Source organism: Streptomyces lasalocidi, assembly GCF_005280215.1.
GTDB lineage: Bacteria > Actinomycetota > Actinomycetes > Streptomycetales > Streptomycetaceae > Streptomyces > Streptomyces longwoodensis.
The window spans coordinates 1,280,285-1,297,233 of sequence record NZ_SZNQ01000001.1; the positions used below are offsets into that span (position 1 = coordinate 1,280,285).

16 protein-coding genes are annotated in these 16,949 nt (G+C 73.6%); 5 read left to right on the top strand and 11 right to left on the bottom strand.

Going from position 1 to position 16,949, the window contains the following annotated elements:
- Positions 1–6 precede the first annotated feature (6 nt).
- Positions 7–1,338 (bottom strand): aminotransferase class I/II-fold pyridoxal phosphate-dependent enzyme, encoded by a 1,332-nt coding sequence (locus tag E4U91_RS05640; RefSeq protein WP_137305749.1) that lies wholly within the window; start codon positions 1,336–1,338, stop codon positions 7–9.
- Positions 1,339–1,361: 23 nt separating this feature from the next.
- On the opposite strand from E4U91_RS05640, the gene E4U91_RS05645 reads away from it, so the two are divergent.
- Complete coding sequence (locus E4U91_RS05645) at positions 1,362–2,072, top strand: pyridoxamine 5'-phosphate oxidase family protein (RefSeq protein WP_174867756.1); 711 nt, start codon at positions 1,362–1,364, stop codon at positions 2,070–2,072.
- Positions 2,073–2,104: 32 nt separating this feature from the next.
- On the opposite strand, the gene E4U91_RS05650 is transcribed toward E4U91_RS05645, so the two are convergent.
- The 4 genes from E4U91_RS05650 to E4U91_RS05665 form a co-directional block, all read right to left on the bottom strand.
- Entirely contained in the window at positions 2,105–3,103 is a 999-nt protein-coding gene (locus E4U91_RS05650) for an EamA family transporter (RefSeq protein WP_174867757.1), read from the bottom strand.
- Positions 3,104–3,270: 167 nt separating this feature from the next.
- On the bottom strand, positions 3,271–3,927 hold the full coding sequence (locus tag E4U91_RS05655; RefSeq protein ID WP_422070888.1) for a Clp protease N-terminal domain-containing protein: 657 nt from the start codon (positions 3,925–3,927) through the stop codon (positions 3,271–3,273).
- A gap of 200 nt (positions 3,928–4,127) precedes the next feature.
- Positions 4,128–4,769 (bottom strand): PadR family transcriptional regulator, encoded by a 642-nt coding sequence (locus E4U91_RS05660; RefSeq protein WP_137305753.1) that lies wholly within the window; start codon positions 4,767–4,769, stop codon positions 4,128–4,130.
- A 131-nt stretch (positions 4,770–4,900) separates the two neighbouring features.
- Complete coding sequence (locus E4U91_RS05665) at positions 4,901–5,938, bottom strand: NAD-dependent epimerase/dehydratase family protein (protein ID WP_241678513.1); 1,038 nt, start codon at positions 5,936–5,938, stop codon at positions 4,901–4,903.
- Positions 5,939–6,057: 119 nt separating this feature from the next.
- On the opposite strand from E4U91_RS05665, the gene E4U91_RS05670 reads away from it, so the two are divergent.
- Entirely contained in the window at positions 6,058–6,870 is an 813-nt protein-coding gene (locus E4U91_RS05670; protein WP_137305755.1) for a PhzF family phenazine biosynthesis protein, read from the top strand.
- Positions 6,871–6,901: 31 nt separating this feature from the next.
- Here the strand turns inward: E4U91_RS05670 and E4U91_RS05675 are convergent, their stop codons facing one another.
- Both E4U91_RS05675 and E4U91_RS05680 read right to left on the bottom strand, forming a co-directional pair.
- On the bottom strand, positions 6,902–7,705 hold the full coding sequence (locus E4U91_RS05675; RefSeq protein ID WP_241678514.1) for a CPBP family intramembrane glutamic endopeptidase: 804 nt from the start codon (positions 7,703–7,705) through the stop codon (positions 6,902–6,904).
- Positions 7,706–7,915: 210 nt separating this feature from the next.
- Positions 7,916–9,433 (bottom strand): glutamate-cysteine ligase family protein, encoded by a 1,518-nt coding sequence (locus E4U91_RS05680; protein WP_137305757.1) that lies wholly within the window; start codon positions 9,431–9,433, stop codon positions 7,916–7,918.
- A 549-nt stretch (positions 9,434–9,982) separates the two neighbouring features.
- On the opposite strand from E4U91_RS05680, the gene E4U91_RS05685 reads away from it, so the two are divergent.
- From E4U91_RS05685 to E4U91_RS05695, 3 genes are all read left to right on the top strand, one after another.
- Positions 9,983–10,561 carry a hypothetical protein gene (locus E4U91_RS05685; RefSeq protein ID WP_137305759.1) on the top strand — a complete coding sequence of 193 codons (579 nt, stop codon included), beginning with the start codon at positions 9,983–9,985 and terminating at the stop codon, positions 10,559–10,561.
- Between the two features lie 420 nt (positions 10,562–10,981).
- Positions 10,982–11,188, top strand: coding sequence for a DUF5999 family protein (locus E4U91_RS05690; protein ID WP_137305761.1), 207 nt, complete (start codon positions 10,982–10,984; stop codon positions 11,186–11,188).
- 358 nt (positions 11,189–11,546) lie between these two features.
- Positions 11,547–12,560: a LacI family DNA-binding transcriptional regulator gene (locus E4U91_RS05695; protein WP_241678827.1), complete on the top strand. Its 1,014-nt coding sequence runs from the start codon at positions 11,547–11,549 to the stop codon at positions 12,558–12,560.
- Here the strand turns inward: E4U91_RS05695 and E4U91_RS05700 are convergent.
- The 4 genes from E4U91_RS05700 to E4U91_RS05715 all read right to left on the bottom strand — a co-directional run bounded on the left by E4U91_RS05700 (position 12,533) and on the right by E4U91_RS05715 (position 16,765).
- The gene (locus tag E4U91_RS05700) at positions 12,533–13,582 is read right to left on the bottom strand and encodes an endo-1,4-beta-xylanase (protein WP_137305765.1); all 1,050 of its coding nucleotides are present in this window, start codon (positions 13,580–13,582) and stop codon (positions 12,533–12,535) included. The two genes, E4U91_RS05695 and E4U91_RS05700, sit on opposite strands and share 28 nt — an antisense overlap.
- Positions 13,583–13,637: 55 nt before the next feature.
- Positions 13,638–14,402, bottom strand: a complete 765-nt coding sequence (locus tag E4U91_RS05705; protein ID WP_241678828.1) for a carbohydrate ABC transporter permease — start codon at positions 14,400–14,402, stop codon at positions 13,638–13,640.
- A 62-nt stretch (positions 14,403–14,464) separates the two neighbouring features.
- The gene (locus tag E4U91_RS05710) at positions 14,465–15,463 is read right to left on the bottom strand and encodes a carbohydrate ABC transporter permease (RefSeq protein ID WP_137305769.1); all 999 of its coding nucleotides are present in this window, start codon (positions 15,461–15,463) and stop codon (positions 14,465–14,467) included.
- 6 nt (positions 15,464–15,469) lie between these two features.
- Complete coding sequence (locus E4U91_RS05715) at positions 15,470–16,765, bottom strand: extracellular solute-binding protein (RefSeq protein WP_137310684.1); 1,296 nt, start codon at positions 16,763–16,765, stop codon at positions 15,470–15,472.
- Positions 16,766–16,949 lie beyond the last annotated feature (184 nt).

Consider the following 16,949-nt stretch of genomic DNA (forward strand, 5'->3'; position numbering starts at 1 on the left):
CGCCTTTCACACGTAACTCCGCGCCGGAGCCGGCCCCACCGCCGACGCCACCGCGTCCGCCAGCGGCGCCACCTCGGCTTCGGTCAGGGTCGACACGGTGATCCTCACCGCCGGCGGTGAGGACAGGCGGAAGCGGGCGCCGGGAGCGACCGCCCAGCCCGCGTGCAGGAGGCGGGCGACCGCCGCGGTCTCGTCGGGGACCGGTACCCAGACGCTCATGCCGCTGCGGCCGTGCGCCGGGACCCCGCGCGCGGCGAGCGCGCTGATCAGCGCCTCGCGGCGCTGCCGGTACGCGGCCGCGACCGCCGCGCCGTCCAGGACGCCGTCGGTCCACAGCCGGACCACCGCCCGCTGGAGCAGCAGGCTCACCCAGCCGGGGCCGAGCCGGTGCCGGCCGCGCACCCGGTCCACGGTGACGTCGTCGCCGGTGAGCAGGGCGAGCCGCAGGTCGGGGCCGTACGCCTTGGCGACCGAGCGGACGACGGCCCAGTGGTCGGTGACCCCGGCCAGCGGGTGGAACGGCAGGTCCACGATGCCGTGCCCGTGGTCGTCCTCGATCAGCACGGTCCCGGGGTGCTCGGAGAGGAGCGCGCGCAGCTCCCGCGCGCGGGCCGCGCTCACGCAGGCGCCCGTGGGGTTCTGGGCGCGGTCGGTGACGACGACGGCGCGCGCCCCGCCCTCCAGGGCCCGGCGCAGGTCGGCGGGCAGCGGCCCGTCGTCGTCGACGCGCACCGGCACCGTGCGCAGCCCGAGCGCCGGGACGAGGTCGAGGGTGCTGCCCCAGCCGGGATCCTCCACGGCGACGGCGTCACCGGCCTTGAGGTGGGCGGTGAGAACCCGCTCGACCGCGTCCAGCGCCCCGGAGACCACCGTGAGCGGCCCGGGCGGAACCCCGTCGGCGTCGAACTCCGCGCGGGCGGTGCGGGCCAGCTCCGGTTCGACGGGCTCGGCGCCGTAGAGCACCGGAGCGCGGTCCTGTTGCGCGGCGGCGGCCGCGAGCGCCCCGGCCAGCGGCGGCAGCAGCGCGGGGTCGGGGTTGCCGTCCGCGAGGTTGCGCACCCCCGGGGGCACGTCGAGGCGGACCTTCTCACGGTCGGTGGTGGCCGGCTTGGGCCGCACCCGGCTGCCGCGGCGCCCGTCGGTCTCGATGACCCCGCGCTCGCGCAGCGTGCGGTACGCGGCCGCCACCGTGTTCGGGTTCACGCCCAGCGTGGTCGCCAACTCGCGCATCGGCGGCAGCGGTTGTCCCGGCTCCAGCGCGCCGGTGCCGACCGCGCGCTCGATGCTCGCGGAAATCTCCGCCGCACGCCGCCCCTGGATCGGATAGTCTCCTAGCACAAAGCCGATTATGCACTAGTACAATGGAGAACGCCATGCAGGGCACCGCACCGTCAGGCACCGACCGGTCGACGACACCGCCCGCCGCCTATGCCCCGACCGAGCGCACGGTCCCCACGCGCTCCGCGGACCGGGCGTCGTACGACCGCGAGCTGGTGCACTCGATACTCGACGAGGGCTACGTCTGCCACCTCGGCTTCGTGCGCGACGGCGCGCCGGTGGTGCTGCCCACGCTGTACGGCCGGGTGGGCGAGCGGCTGTACGTGCACGGCTCGACCGGCTCGCGCCCCCTGCGCATGACGGGCCAGGCCGACCCGGGGCTGCCGGTGTGCCTGACCGTGACCCACGTGGACGGCCTGGTGCTGGCCCGCTCGGCCTTCCACCACTCGATCAACTACCGCTCCGTCGTGGTGCACGGCATCGCGCACGACGTGACCGACCCGGAGGAGAAGCGGACCGCGCTGGACGCCCTGGTCGACCACGTGGTGCCGGGCCGGGCAGCCGACTCACGCCCCGCCAACCGCAAGGAGCTGGCCGCCACCGCGGTGATCCGCCTCGACCTGGACGAGGTCTCCGCCAAGCTCCGCACCGGCGGCGTGAACGACGAGCCGGAGGACTACGCCCTGCCCCACTGGGCCGGCGTGCTCCCGCTGCGCAAGGGCTACGGCGCCCCCGTCCCGGACGAGGCCCTGGCCCCCGGCACCGACGTACCCGGCTACCTCACGGCGCTGTGACGCACCCCTTCACCGGGAGGTGACGGTGCGGGTCAGGCCGCCGTTCCGCGGGCGGACAGCTCCCGTTCGGGAGTGCCGCCCGCGACCGGGTCCGAGGCAGCCTTGACCGGTGTGGTCGACTGGGCGATGAACGCGCCCAGCAGCACGACCGCGCCGCCGACGATCTGCGGGGCGGACAGGTGCTCGCCGAGCAGCACCCAGGCGAGCACCGTCGCGATGACCGCCTCCAGACAGGCCACGACCGTGGCGACCTGCGGCGAGAGCCGGCGCACCGACAGCACACCGGTGCCGTAGGCCAGGACCGTGGCGATCAGCACGATCCAGGCGAGCAGCACCCACGAGGGCACCTGGGTGCCGTCCATGCCGACGGTGCCCGCGAGCACCGACCAGTCCATGCCCCAGGGCCGGGCCACCACGGTCAGCACGAGGGTGCCGACGAGCAGGCCGTAGGCGATGACGCCCAGCGGGTCGGGCGCTTCGTCGGCTGAGTCGGTGCCCTGGTCGGACAGGACGAAGTAGCCCACCTGGCAGCAGGCCGCCCCGAGGGCGAGCAGCAGGCCCAGCGCGTCGAAGCTCAGCCCCGACCACACCTCGACGACACAGGCGAGGCCCCCGACCGCGAGGACCACGCCGACCGCGGCGGCGCGGGTCACCGGGCGCCGCTGCACGAACCGCACCCAGCCCAGCACGAGCGCCGGGGCCAGGTACTCCACGAGCAGGGCCACGCCGACCGGGATGCGGGAGATGGAGGCGAAGTAGAAGGCCTGCACCCCGGCAACGCCGAGCAGCCCGAACCCGACCAGGAGCGCCGGGCGGCGGCGCACCAGGGACCGGTGGCGCACGGCGAGCGGCAGCATCACCAGGGCCGCGCCCGTCACCCGCAGCCACACCACGTGCAGCGGGTCGAGCCCCGCCTCGATCAGCGGCTTGGCCGCGACCCCCGACCCGCCGAAGGCGACGGCCGACCCCACCGCGAGGGCCAGCCCGACGCCCTTGCCGCGGCTGCCCTGACTGCTCACTGACGTACGCACCGGGCCATGATGACAGGCGATGACATGAGCGTCACCCCCGATGACACCTGTCTCGCCGACTGGACGGACCACGACGGCCGGCCGGACCGGGCGGACCGGGCGGACCGGCGGGGCCAGCGGGACCGGTCACCGGGCGAGGTCGGGACCAGTGGGACCGGTGGGACCGGTCACCGGGCGAGGTCGCCTCCCGGGGCGCACTCGAACGCAGCACTCGCGCAAGACGCGTCCCGGACCCGCTCCCCGATCCGCTCCAGCAGCTCCCGCGCGTCGACCCCCGCCCGGCCGAGGACCTCCACGGCCCGCGCCCGCGGATCCGCGACCAGCGCGGCGAGGAGGTCGAGGCCGTGCGTCCCGGCCGCGCCCCGGCCGGTCGCGCGGGCCCGGGTCCGGGCCATGGCGACGGCGGCGAGCGGCGAGAAGCACTCGCCGGGCTGGCCACCGGTGCCGTCCGCCGCCCGCATCACGGTCGGGGACCCTGGGGCGGAGCCCTCCACGGCGCTCTGCCAGCGCAGCCCGTAGCCGATGCTGCGCTGCACGAGGTAGCCGAGCAGCCGGGCGATCCGCGCGCCGTCGCCGAACGCGGCCCGCACCTCCGCGTCGCGCTCCAGCAGGGAGTGCAGCAGGTGCGCGGTGTCGATCTGCCGGTCCCCGTCGCGGACGGCCCGGCGACGGGCGCCGTCGACCACCGCGGCGAACGCGTCCTCGTCAATCGCGGCGAACTCGTCCTCGCCGACCGCGGCGAGCTCGTCGTCGAGCCCGTTCGCGTCGTCCGCGCCGGACGTGGCTGGTTCCTGCTCCGGCTGCGGGGGGATACGGGAGTGCACGTCCCCCACCCCATCAGCCGCGGCCGCCCCCGGTCATCGGCGCAGCGGAGCATCTCGGCGTCCCACGGACAGCGGACGGCGCCGGCGGAAATCTCCTCCCCAAGGAGGAGATCTGGCCATGCCCCGACACGCGGAAGGCGCCCCGCGGCCGTGCGCGGGGCGCCTTCCGGCCGGGCGGCCATGAGGTCGCCGGGCGGGGCTCAGTCCTCGTCGGCGAGGATGAGGTAGAGCTTCTTGCGGGCGTCGTTGATGACGGTCAGCGCCTTGTCGCGCTGTTCCTTCGTGCCGGTCTTCCAGACCTGCCCGAAGGCCTCCATCAGGCCGAAGCCCGCCTGGCGGATCTCGCCCAGGGCCTCGAAGTCGATCCCACGCGAGGCCTCCTCCCAGGGGGCCTCGGGACCGGACTCGGCCGCCGTGCGCCCCGCCTCGGTGAGCGAGAACAGCTTCTTGCCGCCCTCGGTCTCGCTGATGATCAGCCCCTCGTCCTCCAGCAGCTGCAGGGTGGGGTACACCGAGCCGGGGCTCGGCTTCCACGCGCCGCCGCTGCGCTCGGCGATCTCCTGGATCATCTCGTAGCCGTGCATCGGGCGGTCCTTCAGCAGGGCCAGGATCGAGGCCCGTACGTCACCGCGCCGCGCCCGTCCCCTCGGTCCGCCACGCCCCCGGCCCCAGGGGCCGGGTCCGAACCCGGGTCCGCCGGGACCGAAGCCGCGTCCGCCCGGCCCGCCCGGGCCACCCGGCCCGAAGGGACCGAAGGCCGCACGCCGCCCGTCGAAGCCGCCCCGGCCGCGGCCGAAGGGGTGTTCCTGTCCGTGTCCACGCTCGTATCCGTGGGTACGCATCGCCATCACTCCATCCATCGTTGATCTGTCGCGATGCGTCAACGATATATCGGAACGGTCCACGTGACAAGGCCCGAGCACGCTCGAACCTTGCGGGGCGCAGGCCTGCCGCCGTCCGCGCCCCCACGGCCTCAGCCGGCCGCCCCCGACGAACGCCGGTACCACCCCAGCGCCTCCGCCAGCCGGGCCAGCGGCCCCGGACCGGGCGGACAGTCGGCGAGCCGCCAGATCTCCTCCGACCGGTACCAATGGTCGCGGGCCACCAGCGCGAACTGTCGCTCCGAGGCGCGGCCCGGCGTGCTCCGCAGGGCCTCCAGGCACGCCGCGTAGGACCAGTCGTCGTCGCGCACCGGGGGCAGCAGGCCCAGCGCCGCCAGCTCCAGCAGCAGGTCGGCGATCCGCACCGGCTCGGGGTGGCTCGCGTGGTACACGCCGGACGGCACCGGGCGCGGCCCCGTGGCGAGCCGGGCGACCAGCCGGCCCAGGTCCCCCACGTCGACCACCGACAGCAGAGCGCCCCCGCCGTCCCAGGTCGCGGGTACCCGCTCGACCAGTTCGCGCAGTCCCGTGACGACCCACCGGTCGCCGGGGCCCGTCACGATCCCGGGACGCAGGACGACCGCTCCCACCTCGCGCGCGTACCGCTCCCCCGCCAGCCGCGTACGGCTCGCCGCCGAGACCGGCTCGGGCGGCACCTCGTCCACCGTGATCCCCCGGTGCGGACCGGTGCCGTAGACCGCCGCCGTCGACAGGTGCACCACTCGGGGCACCCCGGCCCGCGCCGCCTCCGCCATCACCGCCCGGGTGCCGGCGACGTTCACCGCCTCGCCCAGTGCCTCGTCGGAGCCGACGTACGAGGCCAGGTGCAGCACCGCCGTCGCGCCCTCGCAGAGCCCGCGCAGCGACGCCGGGTCGGTGACGTCCCCGCGCACCCACTCCACCGCGTCCCGCGGCTCGGCCGGGATCCGCCGGGCCAGCGCCCGGACCCGCGGGACGTCACTCCGGTCACTCCCGCCGTCACCACCGTCACCCGTGCCGCCGCCCCGCAGCAAAGCTCCGAGCACGGCCCCGCCGATGAAGCCGGTGGCCCCGGTGATCACCACGGTCCCGCCGCTCCCCGGGCCCTCACCACTCGTCGCACCGCGTCCCGCGATGCCCTCGCCGTTCACGTCCGGTCTCCCTCCTGTCCTCCTCCAGACGTCCGTCGTCGATCTTCCCGCACGGATCGGGGCCAGCCGTCGGGAATTGGCCTTGGCCGGACCCTTCGCCCTGCCCCTACCGTCGGACCATGCGCATCCGAATCGTCGACGCCTTCACCGACCGCCCCTTCGCCGGCAACCCCGCGGGGGTCGTCCTGCTGGACGACGCCTTCCCCGAGGACGCCTGGCTCCAGAACGTGGCGAAGGAGGTCAACCACGCCGAGACCGCCTTCGCCCACCGCCTCCCGGAGGGCGGCGAGGCCGACTGGGCGCTGCGCTGGTTCACACCGGTCACCGAGGTGGCCCTGTGCGGCCACGCCACGCTCGCCACCGCGCACGTGCTGCACAGCACCGGCGCGCACCAGGGCCCGGTGCGCTTCACCACCCGCAGCGGCGTCCTGGTCGCCACGCCCGCCGCGGACGGCTCGGTCACGCTGGACTTCCCCACCGCGCCGCTCACCCCCGCCGAGACCCCGGCCGGGCTCGCCGACGCCCTCGGCGCCGAGCCGCTCGGCGTCCTGGACACCGGGCCGAACGTCGGCGACCTGCTGGTCGAGCTGGCCGACGAGGAGGCGGTGCGCGCCCTGCGGCCCGACCACCGGGCGCTCGGCGCCCACTCGGCCCGCGGCGTCATCGCCACCGCCCGCGCGCAGGACCCGGCGGGCCCGTACGACTACGTCTCGCGCTGCTTCTTCCCGAACGTCGGCATCGATGAGGACCCGGTCACCGGCAGCGCGCACACCGCGCTGGCGCCGTTCTGGTCCGAGCGGCTGGGCCGGCCGGACCTGACGGGACTGCAGGCCTCCCCGCGCTCCGGCCTGGTGCGCACCGGGCTGCGCGGCGAGCGCACCCTGCTCACCGGATCCGCGGTGACGGTCATCGACGGCGAGCTGCTGGCCTGACCGTCAGAGAGGGGCGACGGCCGCCCGGCACTCACGCGGTCGGCAGCCAGCCCACCTTGCCGGCGAGCAGGGCGTAGCCCACGAACGCCCCGATGTCGAGCAGGGAGTGCGCGACCACGAGCGGGCCCACCCGGCCCCAGCGGCGGTACAGGTAGACGAAGACGACGCCCATCACCATGTTGCCGAGGAAGCCACCGACGCCCTGGTAGAGGTGGTACGAACCGCGCAGCACCGCGCTGGCCACCAGCGCGGTGCCCGGCGTCCAGCCCAACTGGCCGAGCCTGCGCAGCAGGTAGCCCACCACGATGACCTCTTCGAGGACCGCGTTCTGCAGCGCCGACAGGACCAGCACCGGGTACTTCCACCACACGTCGGGCAGCGCCTCGGGCACCACGGTGAGGTTGAAGCCGAGGCCGCGGGCGGCCAGGTAGAAGGCGATGCCGGTGCTGCCGATGACCGCCGCGACGAGCGCCCCGCGGCCGAGGTCGGTCCAGGGCCGCGTACGGTCGAAGCCGAGCGTGCGCAGGCTGCGGCCCTCGCGCAGCAGCAGGTGCGCCACGAGGGCGACGGGCACGAGCGAGGACGCGATCCCGAAGAGCTGCCAGGCGAGGTCCAGCCAGGGCCGGCCCGGCGCGGCGGACGCGTTGAGGGTGGCCGCCTGGTCCTTCAGGCCGCCGGGTCTGGTGACGGACCCGATGAAGCTGATCAGCGCGGACACTCCGCTGGCCCCGAGGGAGAGGCCCAGCACCAGGAGGGTCTCGTCCCTGAGCAGTCGGCGCGTGAGCCGCTCCGGGGGGCGGCCCACGTCCACCGGGCCCACCGAGCCTGCCTCCACCTGCCCACCTGCCTCATGTCGACGACCGCGTGCCCCCGCGGGGCGCCCCTCAGCCTCGCACGTCCGCCGACCGGTCAGGCCCAGCAGCTCACCGCCGGCGGCCGGGGCACGACGAGGGGCCGACACAGCATGCCCGATCATCCTGACCGGAGCCGCGTCGGCCCCACCTCACGCCGCTGTCCGCTCGAGCCGGTGGCTCGCGCGGCGCCCCTACCCCATGGGCACGGGCTCCCGAAGTCCCACCGGCCACAGGTGCACCGGCTCGCCCTTCTGCATCAGCTCGCGGTAGCGCCGCGTGGTGGCCGCGAGCGCCTCCTCGCGGGACAGCCCCGCCTCCAGCCCCTGGTGGAAGGTGGCCGCCTGCCAGGACGCCCCGTTGGCCCGCCGCCGGCAGCGCTCGTCGATCACCCCGAGGTACAGGTCCCGGTCGGCGGGCTCCACGCCCCACGCGTCCAGCCCCGCCTCGGCCAGCGGCAGCAGTTCGTCCCGTACGAGGCTCACGGCGTCGACCTCCGCGAGGCCCCCGAGCCGTCCGCGCCGGGGCCACTGCAGGCGGGCGTCGATGCCGTAGCGGCAGGCGGCGTCGAAGTTGTCGGCGGCCGTCTCGAAGGGCATCCGGGTCCACACCGGCCGCGACTCCTCGGCGAGGGCGCGGACCACGCCGTAGTAGAAGGCCGCGTTGGCGAGGACGTCGGTGACGGTCGGACCGGCCGGCAGGACGCGGTTCTCCACCCGCAGGTGCGGGACGCCGTCGGCGACGTCGTAGACGGGCCGGTTCCAGCGGTACACCGTGCCGTTGTGCAGGACGAGTTCGGCGAGCTTGGGCACCCCGCCCGCGTCGAGGACCTCCAGCGGGTCCTCCTCGTCGCAGATCGGCAGCAGGGCGGGGAAGTACCGCAGGTTCTCGTCGAACAGCTCGTAGGCGGAGGAGATCCAGCGCTCCCCGAACCAGGTCCGCGGCCGCACCCCCTGGGCCTGGAGCTCCGGCGGGCGGGTGTCGGTGGACTGGAGGAACAGCGGGGGCCGGGACTCGCGCCACAGCTCGCGCCCGAACAGGAACGGCGCGTTGGCGCCGACGGCCACCTGCGCGGCGGCCACCGCCTGTGCCGCGTTCCACACGGCGGGGAAGCGGGCCGGGGTCACCTGGAGGTGCAGCTGCACGGAGGTGCAGGCGGCCTCGGGGGTGATCGACTTCGCCGTGCAGGACAGCCGCTCCACGCCCTCGATGTCGAGGGTGAACTCCTCGCCCCGGGCCGCGACGATCTGTTCGTTGAGCAGGGCGTAGCGGTCGACCTCGGAAAGGTTGGAGGAGACCAGGTCGTCCCGCTCCAGCGTCGGCAGAATGCCGATCATCACGATTCCCGCGTCGACCTCGGCCGCCTTGCGGTCCGCATAGGCCAGGGACGTGCGTAGTTCCTCGGCGAGCCGGTCGAATACACGGCCGCCGAGCCGGTGCGGGGCGATGTTGACTTCCAGGTTGAACATGGCGAGTTCCGTTTGGAAATCGCGGCTGGCGATCCTCTCCAGCACCTCGCCGTTCAACATTCTCGGCATGCCGTCGCCGCCCGCGAGATTCAGTTCGATCTCGAGCCCCATGAGGTTCTTCGGGCGGTCGAAGCGCTCGTCGGCCAGGAGTCGCTCCAGCCCCGTCAGGCACTGCCGGAGCTTGTCGCGGTAGCGCTGACGATCGGACAGGTCGAAGCCGCCTGCCTCGATCTTCTCCCCCATCGAAGGGTCCTTCCTCGCCTGGGCGGGCCGCGGGCGCGGCCGCCGGTGTCCCGGTCACGGTGGATGATGCCCCGCCGGGACGATCGATAACGTCCCCGCGCCGCCCGATCGCCCGCTACGCTTGCGGAGTGACCGGAGGCACATTCACGGGGCATGACGCAGATCGTGTTTTCACGGGCCGGGTAACTCGTGAAAAACGCCGACAAGAATTGGCCGACCGTTGTGCGTGCATATCACGAGGTCACCGGATTGCCTCCCCCGAAGAATCGGGATGATTCCCCACTTGTCGCCGACCGAATTCACCCTTGTCGCGTGCCCCGCAATCGGCTAGCCGAAACACAGTCTGAACACGTGTCGTATAAACTCCGCGACAAGGCAGAAGGTGGGCGCCCACGTCGCAACAGCCTGTCGTCGAGGTGACGGACGGCAGGCCACACCTGTCTCCGCGACCGACTCCGACTCCGGCCCCGCCCGACTGCCCCCGCGAGCTGACAGCGCCGTCCGCCCCCGCCCTCGCACCGTGGCCTGTCGATTGAGAGGCGACCCACCATGCCGTTGCACGTTCCCCCGGCTCCCGCGCCCGCCCTGCGCTCCGTCCTCACCGCACTCGGATCACCCACCGCCGTCCGAGAGGCCCGGACCCCGTCCCTGCGCGCCGCGCAGGGCCCCACCACGCCCGAACTCCCGCTGCCCGTCCACGTCCTGGACCGGATCACCCCCGAGGGCCAGGCCGTGACCCGGCTGGCCGGCTGGCGGTTCCTGATCCGCAGCGGCGAGCGCGCGGTGGCCGCGGCCGAGACCCGGCTGACTCCGGACGGCTGGGCCTTCGCGTACTTCTTCGAGGGCCCCTACATCGCGTCGACCGAACTCGCCGTGCGGCAGGCGGAGTCGACGGCCCAGCCGTACCAGGCCCGCCTGCTGTCCGTGCCGGGCCTGTACATGCTCACCCTGTGGCTGCACGGGGACTGCGCCTCGGACGGCACCGGCGGCCACCCCGCCCCGGCCGACCTGCTGGTCCCGCTCGCGCCCGCCCCGCCCGGCATCGCGGCCCACCGGCCGCACCGGGTCGCCGAGTTGCTCCCGCTGCTCACGCTCCGGGTGACGCCCGCGCCCCTGCTGTCGGCCTGACCGGCCGGCCCCGCGCCACCCCGGCCCCGTGCCACCCCGGCCTCCGCACCCCGGAGCCCGCACCTGGCGCCCGAACCCCGTCTCCCGTACCCCGCCGCCGTGGCCCGGGCGGCGGGGTGCGGTGCGTCGGCACGCCGTCCGCCGCCGCCAACTCGTCGCACCGACCCGGGACTAGTCCCTTCCGGCCCCCTGGAAACCCCCCGAAGTGACCCCGCGGCGACGCTGAACCCCCCGCCCGGGTGACGCGTCATGAACCTGTGAGAAGCGGTGCCGCGAAATCCCTGCGGATCGACGCCCGTGGGGCAACACTGGACTCCGACCGACTTATCACAACGGGGGGCGGCCATGAACGACGTTTCACGCCGCGGGACGACGACCACGCACCTTCCACACCTCATGTCAGAGCGAGAGATCCCTTCCATGTGCCAGCACCAGCCACCGTGTCCGACCGCAGACTCCGCCGACCGGGAATCCGCCCGCCTCGCGGCGCACCACCCGGAGCAGGGCTGGAGCCTGCTGTGCAACGGCGTCCTCCTCTTCGAGGACACCGGTGAGCTCCTGCCGGACGGCCAGATCATCGCCCCGCACCGCCCGCTGGCCACCGGCCGGGTCGTGACGGCAGCCTGATCACCACCGGGCGGCCGACGCGCCGCCCGACCAGCACCGGGCGCCCGGTACGGCACCCGACCACCACCGGGCGGCCGACGCGTCGCCCGCGGCACCGAGGGGCCGGACGCAGACCGCCGCTGCGCGCCGGCCCCGACGCATGAGGTCCCCCGGTCACTGCCCGTAGCCGCCGTTTCCTCCTCGGTACGCCTTCCCAGCACCGCCCGGTTTCCGGAAGACTCCTGGACGTTTCGGAGAGGGCGGCGCGGCGCGTCGGGGCGCCCGCGGTGACGGAGGTGGGGCAGTGGCAGCGTACGAGGGCGACGGCGAGGGACCGTCCACGGCGTCCGGCCCGCCGGCGCCCCGGGGAAAGGTCACCATCACGGAGATCGCCCGCGAGGCCGGGGTCTCCGTGCCGACGGTGTCCCGGGTGGTCAACGGGCGCTCCGACGTCGCGCCCCGGACCCGCGCGCGGGTCGAGGACCTGCTGCGCCGGCACGGATACCGCCGGCGCCCCCCCGCCCCCTCCACCCGCGCCGCCCTGCTCGACCTGGTCTTCCACGACCTCGACAGCCCGTGGGCGGTGGAGATCCTGCGCGGCGTCGAGGAGGTCGCGCACACCGCCGGCGCCGGAACCGTCGTGTCGGCGATCCACGGCCGTTCGGGCGCCGCCCGCGAGTGGATGCACAACCTGCGTGCCCGGGCCTCCGACGGCGTCATCCTGGTCACCTCCGCCCTGGAGCCGGGCCTCCAGGACCAACTGCGCGTCCTCGGGGTCCCGTTGGTCGTGGTGGACCCGACGGGCTCGCCCGGCGCCGACACCCCGACCATCGGCGCCGCCAACTGGGCCGGCGGGCTGGCGGCCACCGAGCACCTGCTGTCCCTGGGCCACCGCCGGATCGCGCTGATCGCGGGTCCGTCCCGGCTGCTGTGCTCGCGGGCCCGCCACGACGGCTACCGCGCGGCCCTGGAGGCCGCCGGGCTCACCGTCGACCCGGCCCTGGTGGTCCCCGGTGACTTCCGCCCCGAGTCGGGCTTCGCCGGCTGCACCGCCCTCCTCGACCTGCCCGAGCCGCCGACGGCGCTGTTCGCCACCAGTGACCAGATGGCGCTCGGCGCGATCGAGGCGCTGCGCCGGCGGGGGCTGCGCGTCCCGGAGGACATGAGCGTGGTCGGCTTCGACGACCTGCCCGAGGTCCGCTGGTCCGCGCCGCCCCTGACCACGGTCCGCCAGCCGCTCGCCGACATGGGCCGGCTGGCCGTCCGCACGGTGCTGCGGCTGGCCCGCGGCGAGCACCTCGGCTCGCCGCGGGTCGAGCTCGGCACGGAGCTGGTGGTGCGCTGCAGCACCGCGCCGCCGGCGGCTCAGTCCAGCGCCTCCCGGATCGCGTAGTACGCCGGCTTCGGCGCGAGCTGCTCGTCCCACGGCAGGGCCGCTCCCTCACCGGGGAAGAAGGCCGGGATCCAGGAGTACTTGTCGGTGTAGTCCCAGACGGTGATGCCGACGCAGCGGCGCACCGCGAGGCACGCCTCGGTCATGTCCCGGTACCAGTCGGCCTGTTGGGCGAGCTTGTCCGCGGTGGCCGGGAGCAGCATCCGCACGTCGACCTCGGTGAGCGCGGTGTCCAGGCCGAGGCGGGAGAAGCGGCGCAGGTTGTCCTCCAGGGTGGCCGGGTAGCCGTACTGGAGGGCGAGGTGGGCCTGCAGTCCGATGCCGTCGAGCGGGACGCGCTGGGCCTTCAGCTGTCGTGCGAGGGCGTAGTAGGCGTCGCTCTTGGGGCCGACCGCCTCGATGTTGTAGTCGTTGAGGTAGAGCCTGGCGTGTGGGTCGGCCTCGTGGGCCCAGCGCAGGGCGTCGGCGATGTAGCCCGGGCCGAGGGTGTTGTAGAACAGGGTCTCCCGGTAGGTGCCGTCCTCGTTGAACGCCTCGTTGACGACGTCCCAGGAGTAGACCTTGCCGCGGTAGTGGCGCACCTCGGTCTGGATGTGGTTCTTCAGCACGGCGCGCAGCTCGTCGGCCGTCCAGGTGCGGCTGGTCAGCCAGTCCGGGAGCTGGCTGTGCCAGACCAGGGTGTGGGCGCGCACCCGCTGGTGGTGTGAGCGGGCGAGATTCACGATCTCGTCGCCGGCGGTCCAGTCGAAGACGCCCTGCTGGGGTTCGGTGGCGTACCACTTCATGCCGTTGCCGGGCGTGATCATGTCGAACTCGTGGCCGAGGACGCCCGTGTAGGCGGTGTCGGTGAGTTCGGGGTTGTCGGTGGCGCTGCCGAAGTAGCGGCCGTGGCGTTCGGCCAGGTCGGCGAGTGTGGGCTGCCGGGGGTGGCGTTCGCCGGCCTGCGCGGCCGGGCCGGCGGCGACCAGCACGGTGGCGAGCGCCCCGGCGAGTTTGAGACGGGTCCGGGCGGTGCTGGGCATGGTGCGACTCCTCACGACGGGGTGCGGGCAGGGGTCGTACGTCCGCGGGCGCGGGTCATCCCTTGGTGGCGCCGGCGGTGAGGCCGCCGACGAGCTGGCGCTCGGCGACCGAGTAGAAGGCCAGGGCCGGGACCATGGCGAGGACCAGGTAGGCGAACACCCGGGCGGTGTCCGAGGAGTACTGGCCCTGGAACTGCTGGACGCCGATCGGGACGGTCCACCAGGTGTCGTCGGTGAACACCAGCAGCGGCAGGAGGAAGTTGTTCCAGCTGGCCACCACGGCGAGCACCGAGACGGTGCCGAGGGCGGGACGGGCCATGGGCAGCAGCACCCTCCAGAAGAAGCCCAGCGGGCCGCAGCCGTCGAGGGTGGCCGCCTCCTCCAGCTCGGCCGGGATCTCCCGGAAGAAGCCGCGCAGGATGACGATGGTCATCGGCAGTCCGAACGCCGCCTGCGGCAGGATCACACCGAGCGGGTCGTCCAGCAGCCCCATCGAGCGCAGCAGCAGGAACAGCGGCAGGGCCGCCACCGCGAACGGGAACATCAGGCCGATGGTGAAGAGGGTGAACAGCACCTCCCGCCCGCGGAAGGCGAACCGGGCGAAGGAGAACGCGGCGAGCGCGGACACCGCGACGACCAGCACCGTCGTCCCGATCGCGATGAAGGTGCTGCTGCCGACCAGTTGCCAGAAGCTGCCGGAGGCGAGGATGCCGGTGTAGTTGGAGGTGACCCACGGGTCGGGCAGCCCGACGGGGTTGCGGGAGAGCTGGTCGGTCGACTTGAAGCCGGACAGCACGGCGTACAGCAGCGGTACGGCCATCACCGCGCCGACCACCACCAGGACGGCATGCAGCGACAGGGTCTTCGACGTCCGGGGGGCCTTCACGCGCCGCCTCCTCGCATGGTCGTGGTGGCGCCCGCCAGGTCGCGGCGGAGCACGAACCGCTGGTAGACGAGGGCGAAGACGAGACTGATGCCGAACATGACCACGCTGATCGCGCTGGCGTAGCCGACCTGGTAGCGCTTGAAGCCGTACTGGAACATGGTCACGGCCATCGTCTCGGAGTGGTGGTCGGGTCCGCCCGCGGTGATCACCCACACCAGGTCGAAGAGCTGGACGGAGCCGATGACCGACAGGAAGACGCTGATGCGCAGGGTGGGTGCGAGCAGCGGCAGCGTGACGTGCCGGAAGCGCTGCCAGGGACCGGCCCCGTCGATCAGCGCCGCCTCGGTCAACTCGGCCGGGACGGCCTGGAGTCCGGCCAGGTAGAGCATCATGTGGAAGCCGAAGTACTTCCACATCATGACGAGGAAGAGGGTGGCCATGACGGTGGAGGGGTCGGAGAACCACTTCCCGGCCGGACCGTCCAGGCCGATCCCGCCGAGGACGTGGTCGGCGAGCCCGTCGCCGGGCGCGAAGATCATGCCGAACAGCACGCCGGTGATCGCCTCGGACAGGACGTACGGCGCGAAGAACAGCATGCGGTAGACCGCCCGGCCGCGCAGCCGCTGGTTGAGTGCGACCGCCAGGGCCAGCGCGAACGGCAACTGGAGGCCGAGCGACAGCAGCACGAGCACCAGGCAGCGCCACAGGTCGCCCCGGAACACCGGGTCCTGGAACAGCCGGGTGAAGTTGTCGCCGCCGACCGCGTCCTCGGGCATGCCGAAGCCGCCCCAGCGGAAGAACGACGCGTAGAGCGCGAACAGCAGCGGCAGCAGCACCAGCGTGCCGAACAGCACGAGAGCGGGCACCTGGAGGCCGTACGCGGTGAGGTGGTGCGCCACGCGCCGCCGCGCCCGGCCGCGGGGCCGTCCGGCGGCCGGGGCCGGGGAGGGGGCGTCGACGCCGCTCCGCTCCTCGGGGAGGTAGGTGGAGGCCATCGCCTGCTACTGCTCTTCCTTCGCGGCCTTGGTGATCGACTCGGCCACCTGCCGGGGCGACTTGGAGCCCGCGACGAGGGCGGCGACGCTGTCGTTGACCTCCTGGCCGACGGCGGGCGCGTAGGCCTGGTCGAGGTAGAGCTGGAACCCGGTGGCGGCCTTCAACTGGGCTTGTACGGCTTTGAGGTTGGGGTCGCTCAGGGCGCTCTCGGCGGACGGGACGACGGGGAGCACGCCGGTCTTCTTGACGAGGGTGGTGTCGGTGGCCGCGGAGGCGAAGAACTTCAGGAAGTCCACCGCCGCCTGCGGGGCGCCCTTGCGCAGGGCGTGTCCGCCGCCCCCGCCGAACACCTCGGTGATGGCCCCCCGGCCGCCCTCGACCGCGGGGAAGGGGAAGAAGCCCAGGTCGGCGCCGAGGCCCTTGCCGGCGTCGGCCTCCACCACCGGGGCCCACTGGCCCATGAGTTCCATGGCGGCCCTGCCGTTGCCGACGGCGGCGGCCTGGCCGGTGGGCGTGGAGTAGGCGGCGCCGAGGAAGCCCTTCTGGAAGGGCTGGAGGTCCACCAGTTCCTTCAGGTGCTGCCCGGCCCGGACGAAGCCGTCGCCCGTGAAGTCCTTGGCGTCGTTGGCCTTTCCGAGCGCGTCGGCACCCGCGGTGCGCATCGCCAGGTAGGCCCAGTAGTACATGCCGGGCCACTTCTCCTTGCCGGCCAGCGCGATGGGCGTGGTGCCGGCCGCCTTCAGCTTCCTGACCGCGTCGAGGAACCCGCTCCACGTGGTGGGCGGCTGGGCGATCCCGGCCCGCCGGAAGAGGGCCTTGTTGTACCAGAAGCCGATCATGCCGATGTCGAAGGGGATGCCGTAGACCTTGTCGTCGATCAGGTAGGGCTCCTTGGCGACCTTCAGCAGGCCCTCGGACCACGGCGCGGTCCGCTCGCCGAGGTCCTCGACGAGTCCGGCCTCGACCTGCTGCCTGAGCACCCCGCCGCCCCAGGTGTGGAAGATGTCGGGGAGCTTGCCCGAGGCGGTCAGTGCGGTCATCTTCGACTTGTACGCGTCGTTCTCGAGCTGGACGACCTTGACCTTGACCGTGGGGTTCTGCGCCTCGAACTGCCGGGCCAGGCCGGCCCAGACGTCCTTGGTCGGCTGGGTGGTGGAGATGTTCCACCACTCGACGGTGGTCGTACCGGACGATGAGCCCCCGTCCGAGTCGCCGCCGCAGGCGCTCAGCGCCGTCATGCTGACGCCGGCGGCGGCGGAGGCCGCCAGGAAGGCGCGGCGGGACAGTGCCGGGTCGGCCATGGAGTACTCCTCGAAAGTTTCGGTGCGCATCCAGAAAACTTCGGTTGCGCCGCACCCTAGGGACGCGGTCCGAAGGGTGGCAACCCCTCGGACACGGCCAATCGGGCACCGGACAGCCGAGCCGAAGGAGGCGGCGAAACATTCGTTCAGCCCCTCGAACATCACGGCGCGGGAGACGGTGCGA

What these genes read in the sequence shown, in the direction of transcription:
- E4U91_RS05645 (WP_174867756.1), top strand. Translation starts at nt 1,362, where the DNA reads ATGGAGAACGCCATGCAGGGCACCGCACCGTCAGGCACCGACCGGTCG.
- E4U91_RS05660 (WP_137305753.1), bottom strand. Translation starts at nt 4,769, where the DNA reads ATGCGTACCCACGGATACGAGCGTGGACACGGACAGGAACACCCCTTC.
- E4U91_RS05670 (WP_137305755.1), top strand. Translation starts at nt 6,058, where the DNA reads ATGCGCATCCGAATCGTCGACGCCTTCACCGACCGCCCCTTCGCCGGC.
- E4U91_RS05680 (WP_137305757.1), bottom strand. Translation starts at nt 9,433, where the DNA reads ATGGGGGAGAAGATCGAGGCAGGCGGCTTCGACCTGTCCGATCGTCAG.
- E4U91_RS05685 (WP_137305759.1), top strand. Translation starts at nt 9,983, where the DNA reads ATGCCGTTGCACGTTCCCCCGGCTCCCGCGCCCGCCCTGCGCTCCGTC.
- E4U91_RS05690 (WP_137305761.1), top strand. Translation starts at nt 10,982, where the DNA reads ATGTGCCAGCACCAGCCACCGTGTCCGACCGCAGACTCCGCCGACCGG.
- E4U91_RS05700 (WP_137305765.1), bottom strand. Translation starts at nt 13,582, where the DNA reads ATGCCCAGCACCGCCCGGACCCGTCTCAAACTCGCCGGGGCGCTCGCC.
- E4U91_RS05705 (WP_241678828.1), bottom strand. Translation starts at nt 14,402, where the DNA reads ATGGCCGTACCGCTGCTGTACGCCGTGCTGTCCGGCTTCAAGTCGACC.
- E4U91_RS05710 (WP_137305769.1), bottom strand. Translation starts at nt 15,463, where the DNA reads ATGGCCTCCACCTACCTCCCCGAGGAGCGGAGCGGCGTCGACGCCCCC.
- E4U91_RS05715 (WP_137310684.1), bottom strand. Translation starts at nt 16,765, where the DNA reads ATGGCCGACCCGGCACTGTCCCGCCGCGCCTTCCTGGCGGCCTCCGCC.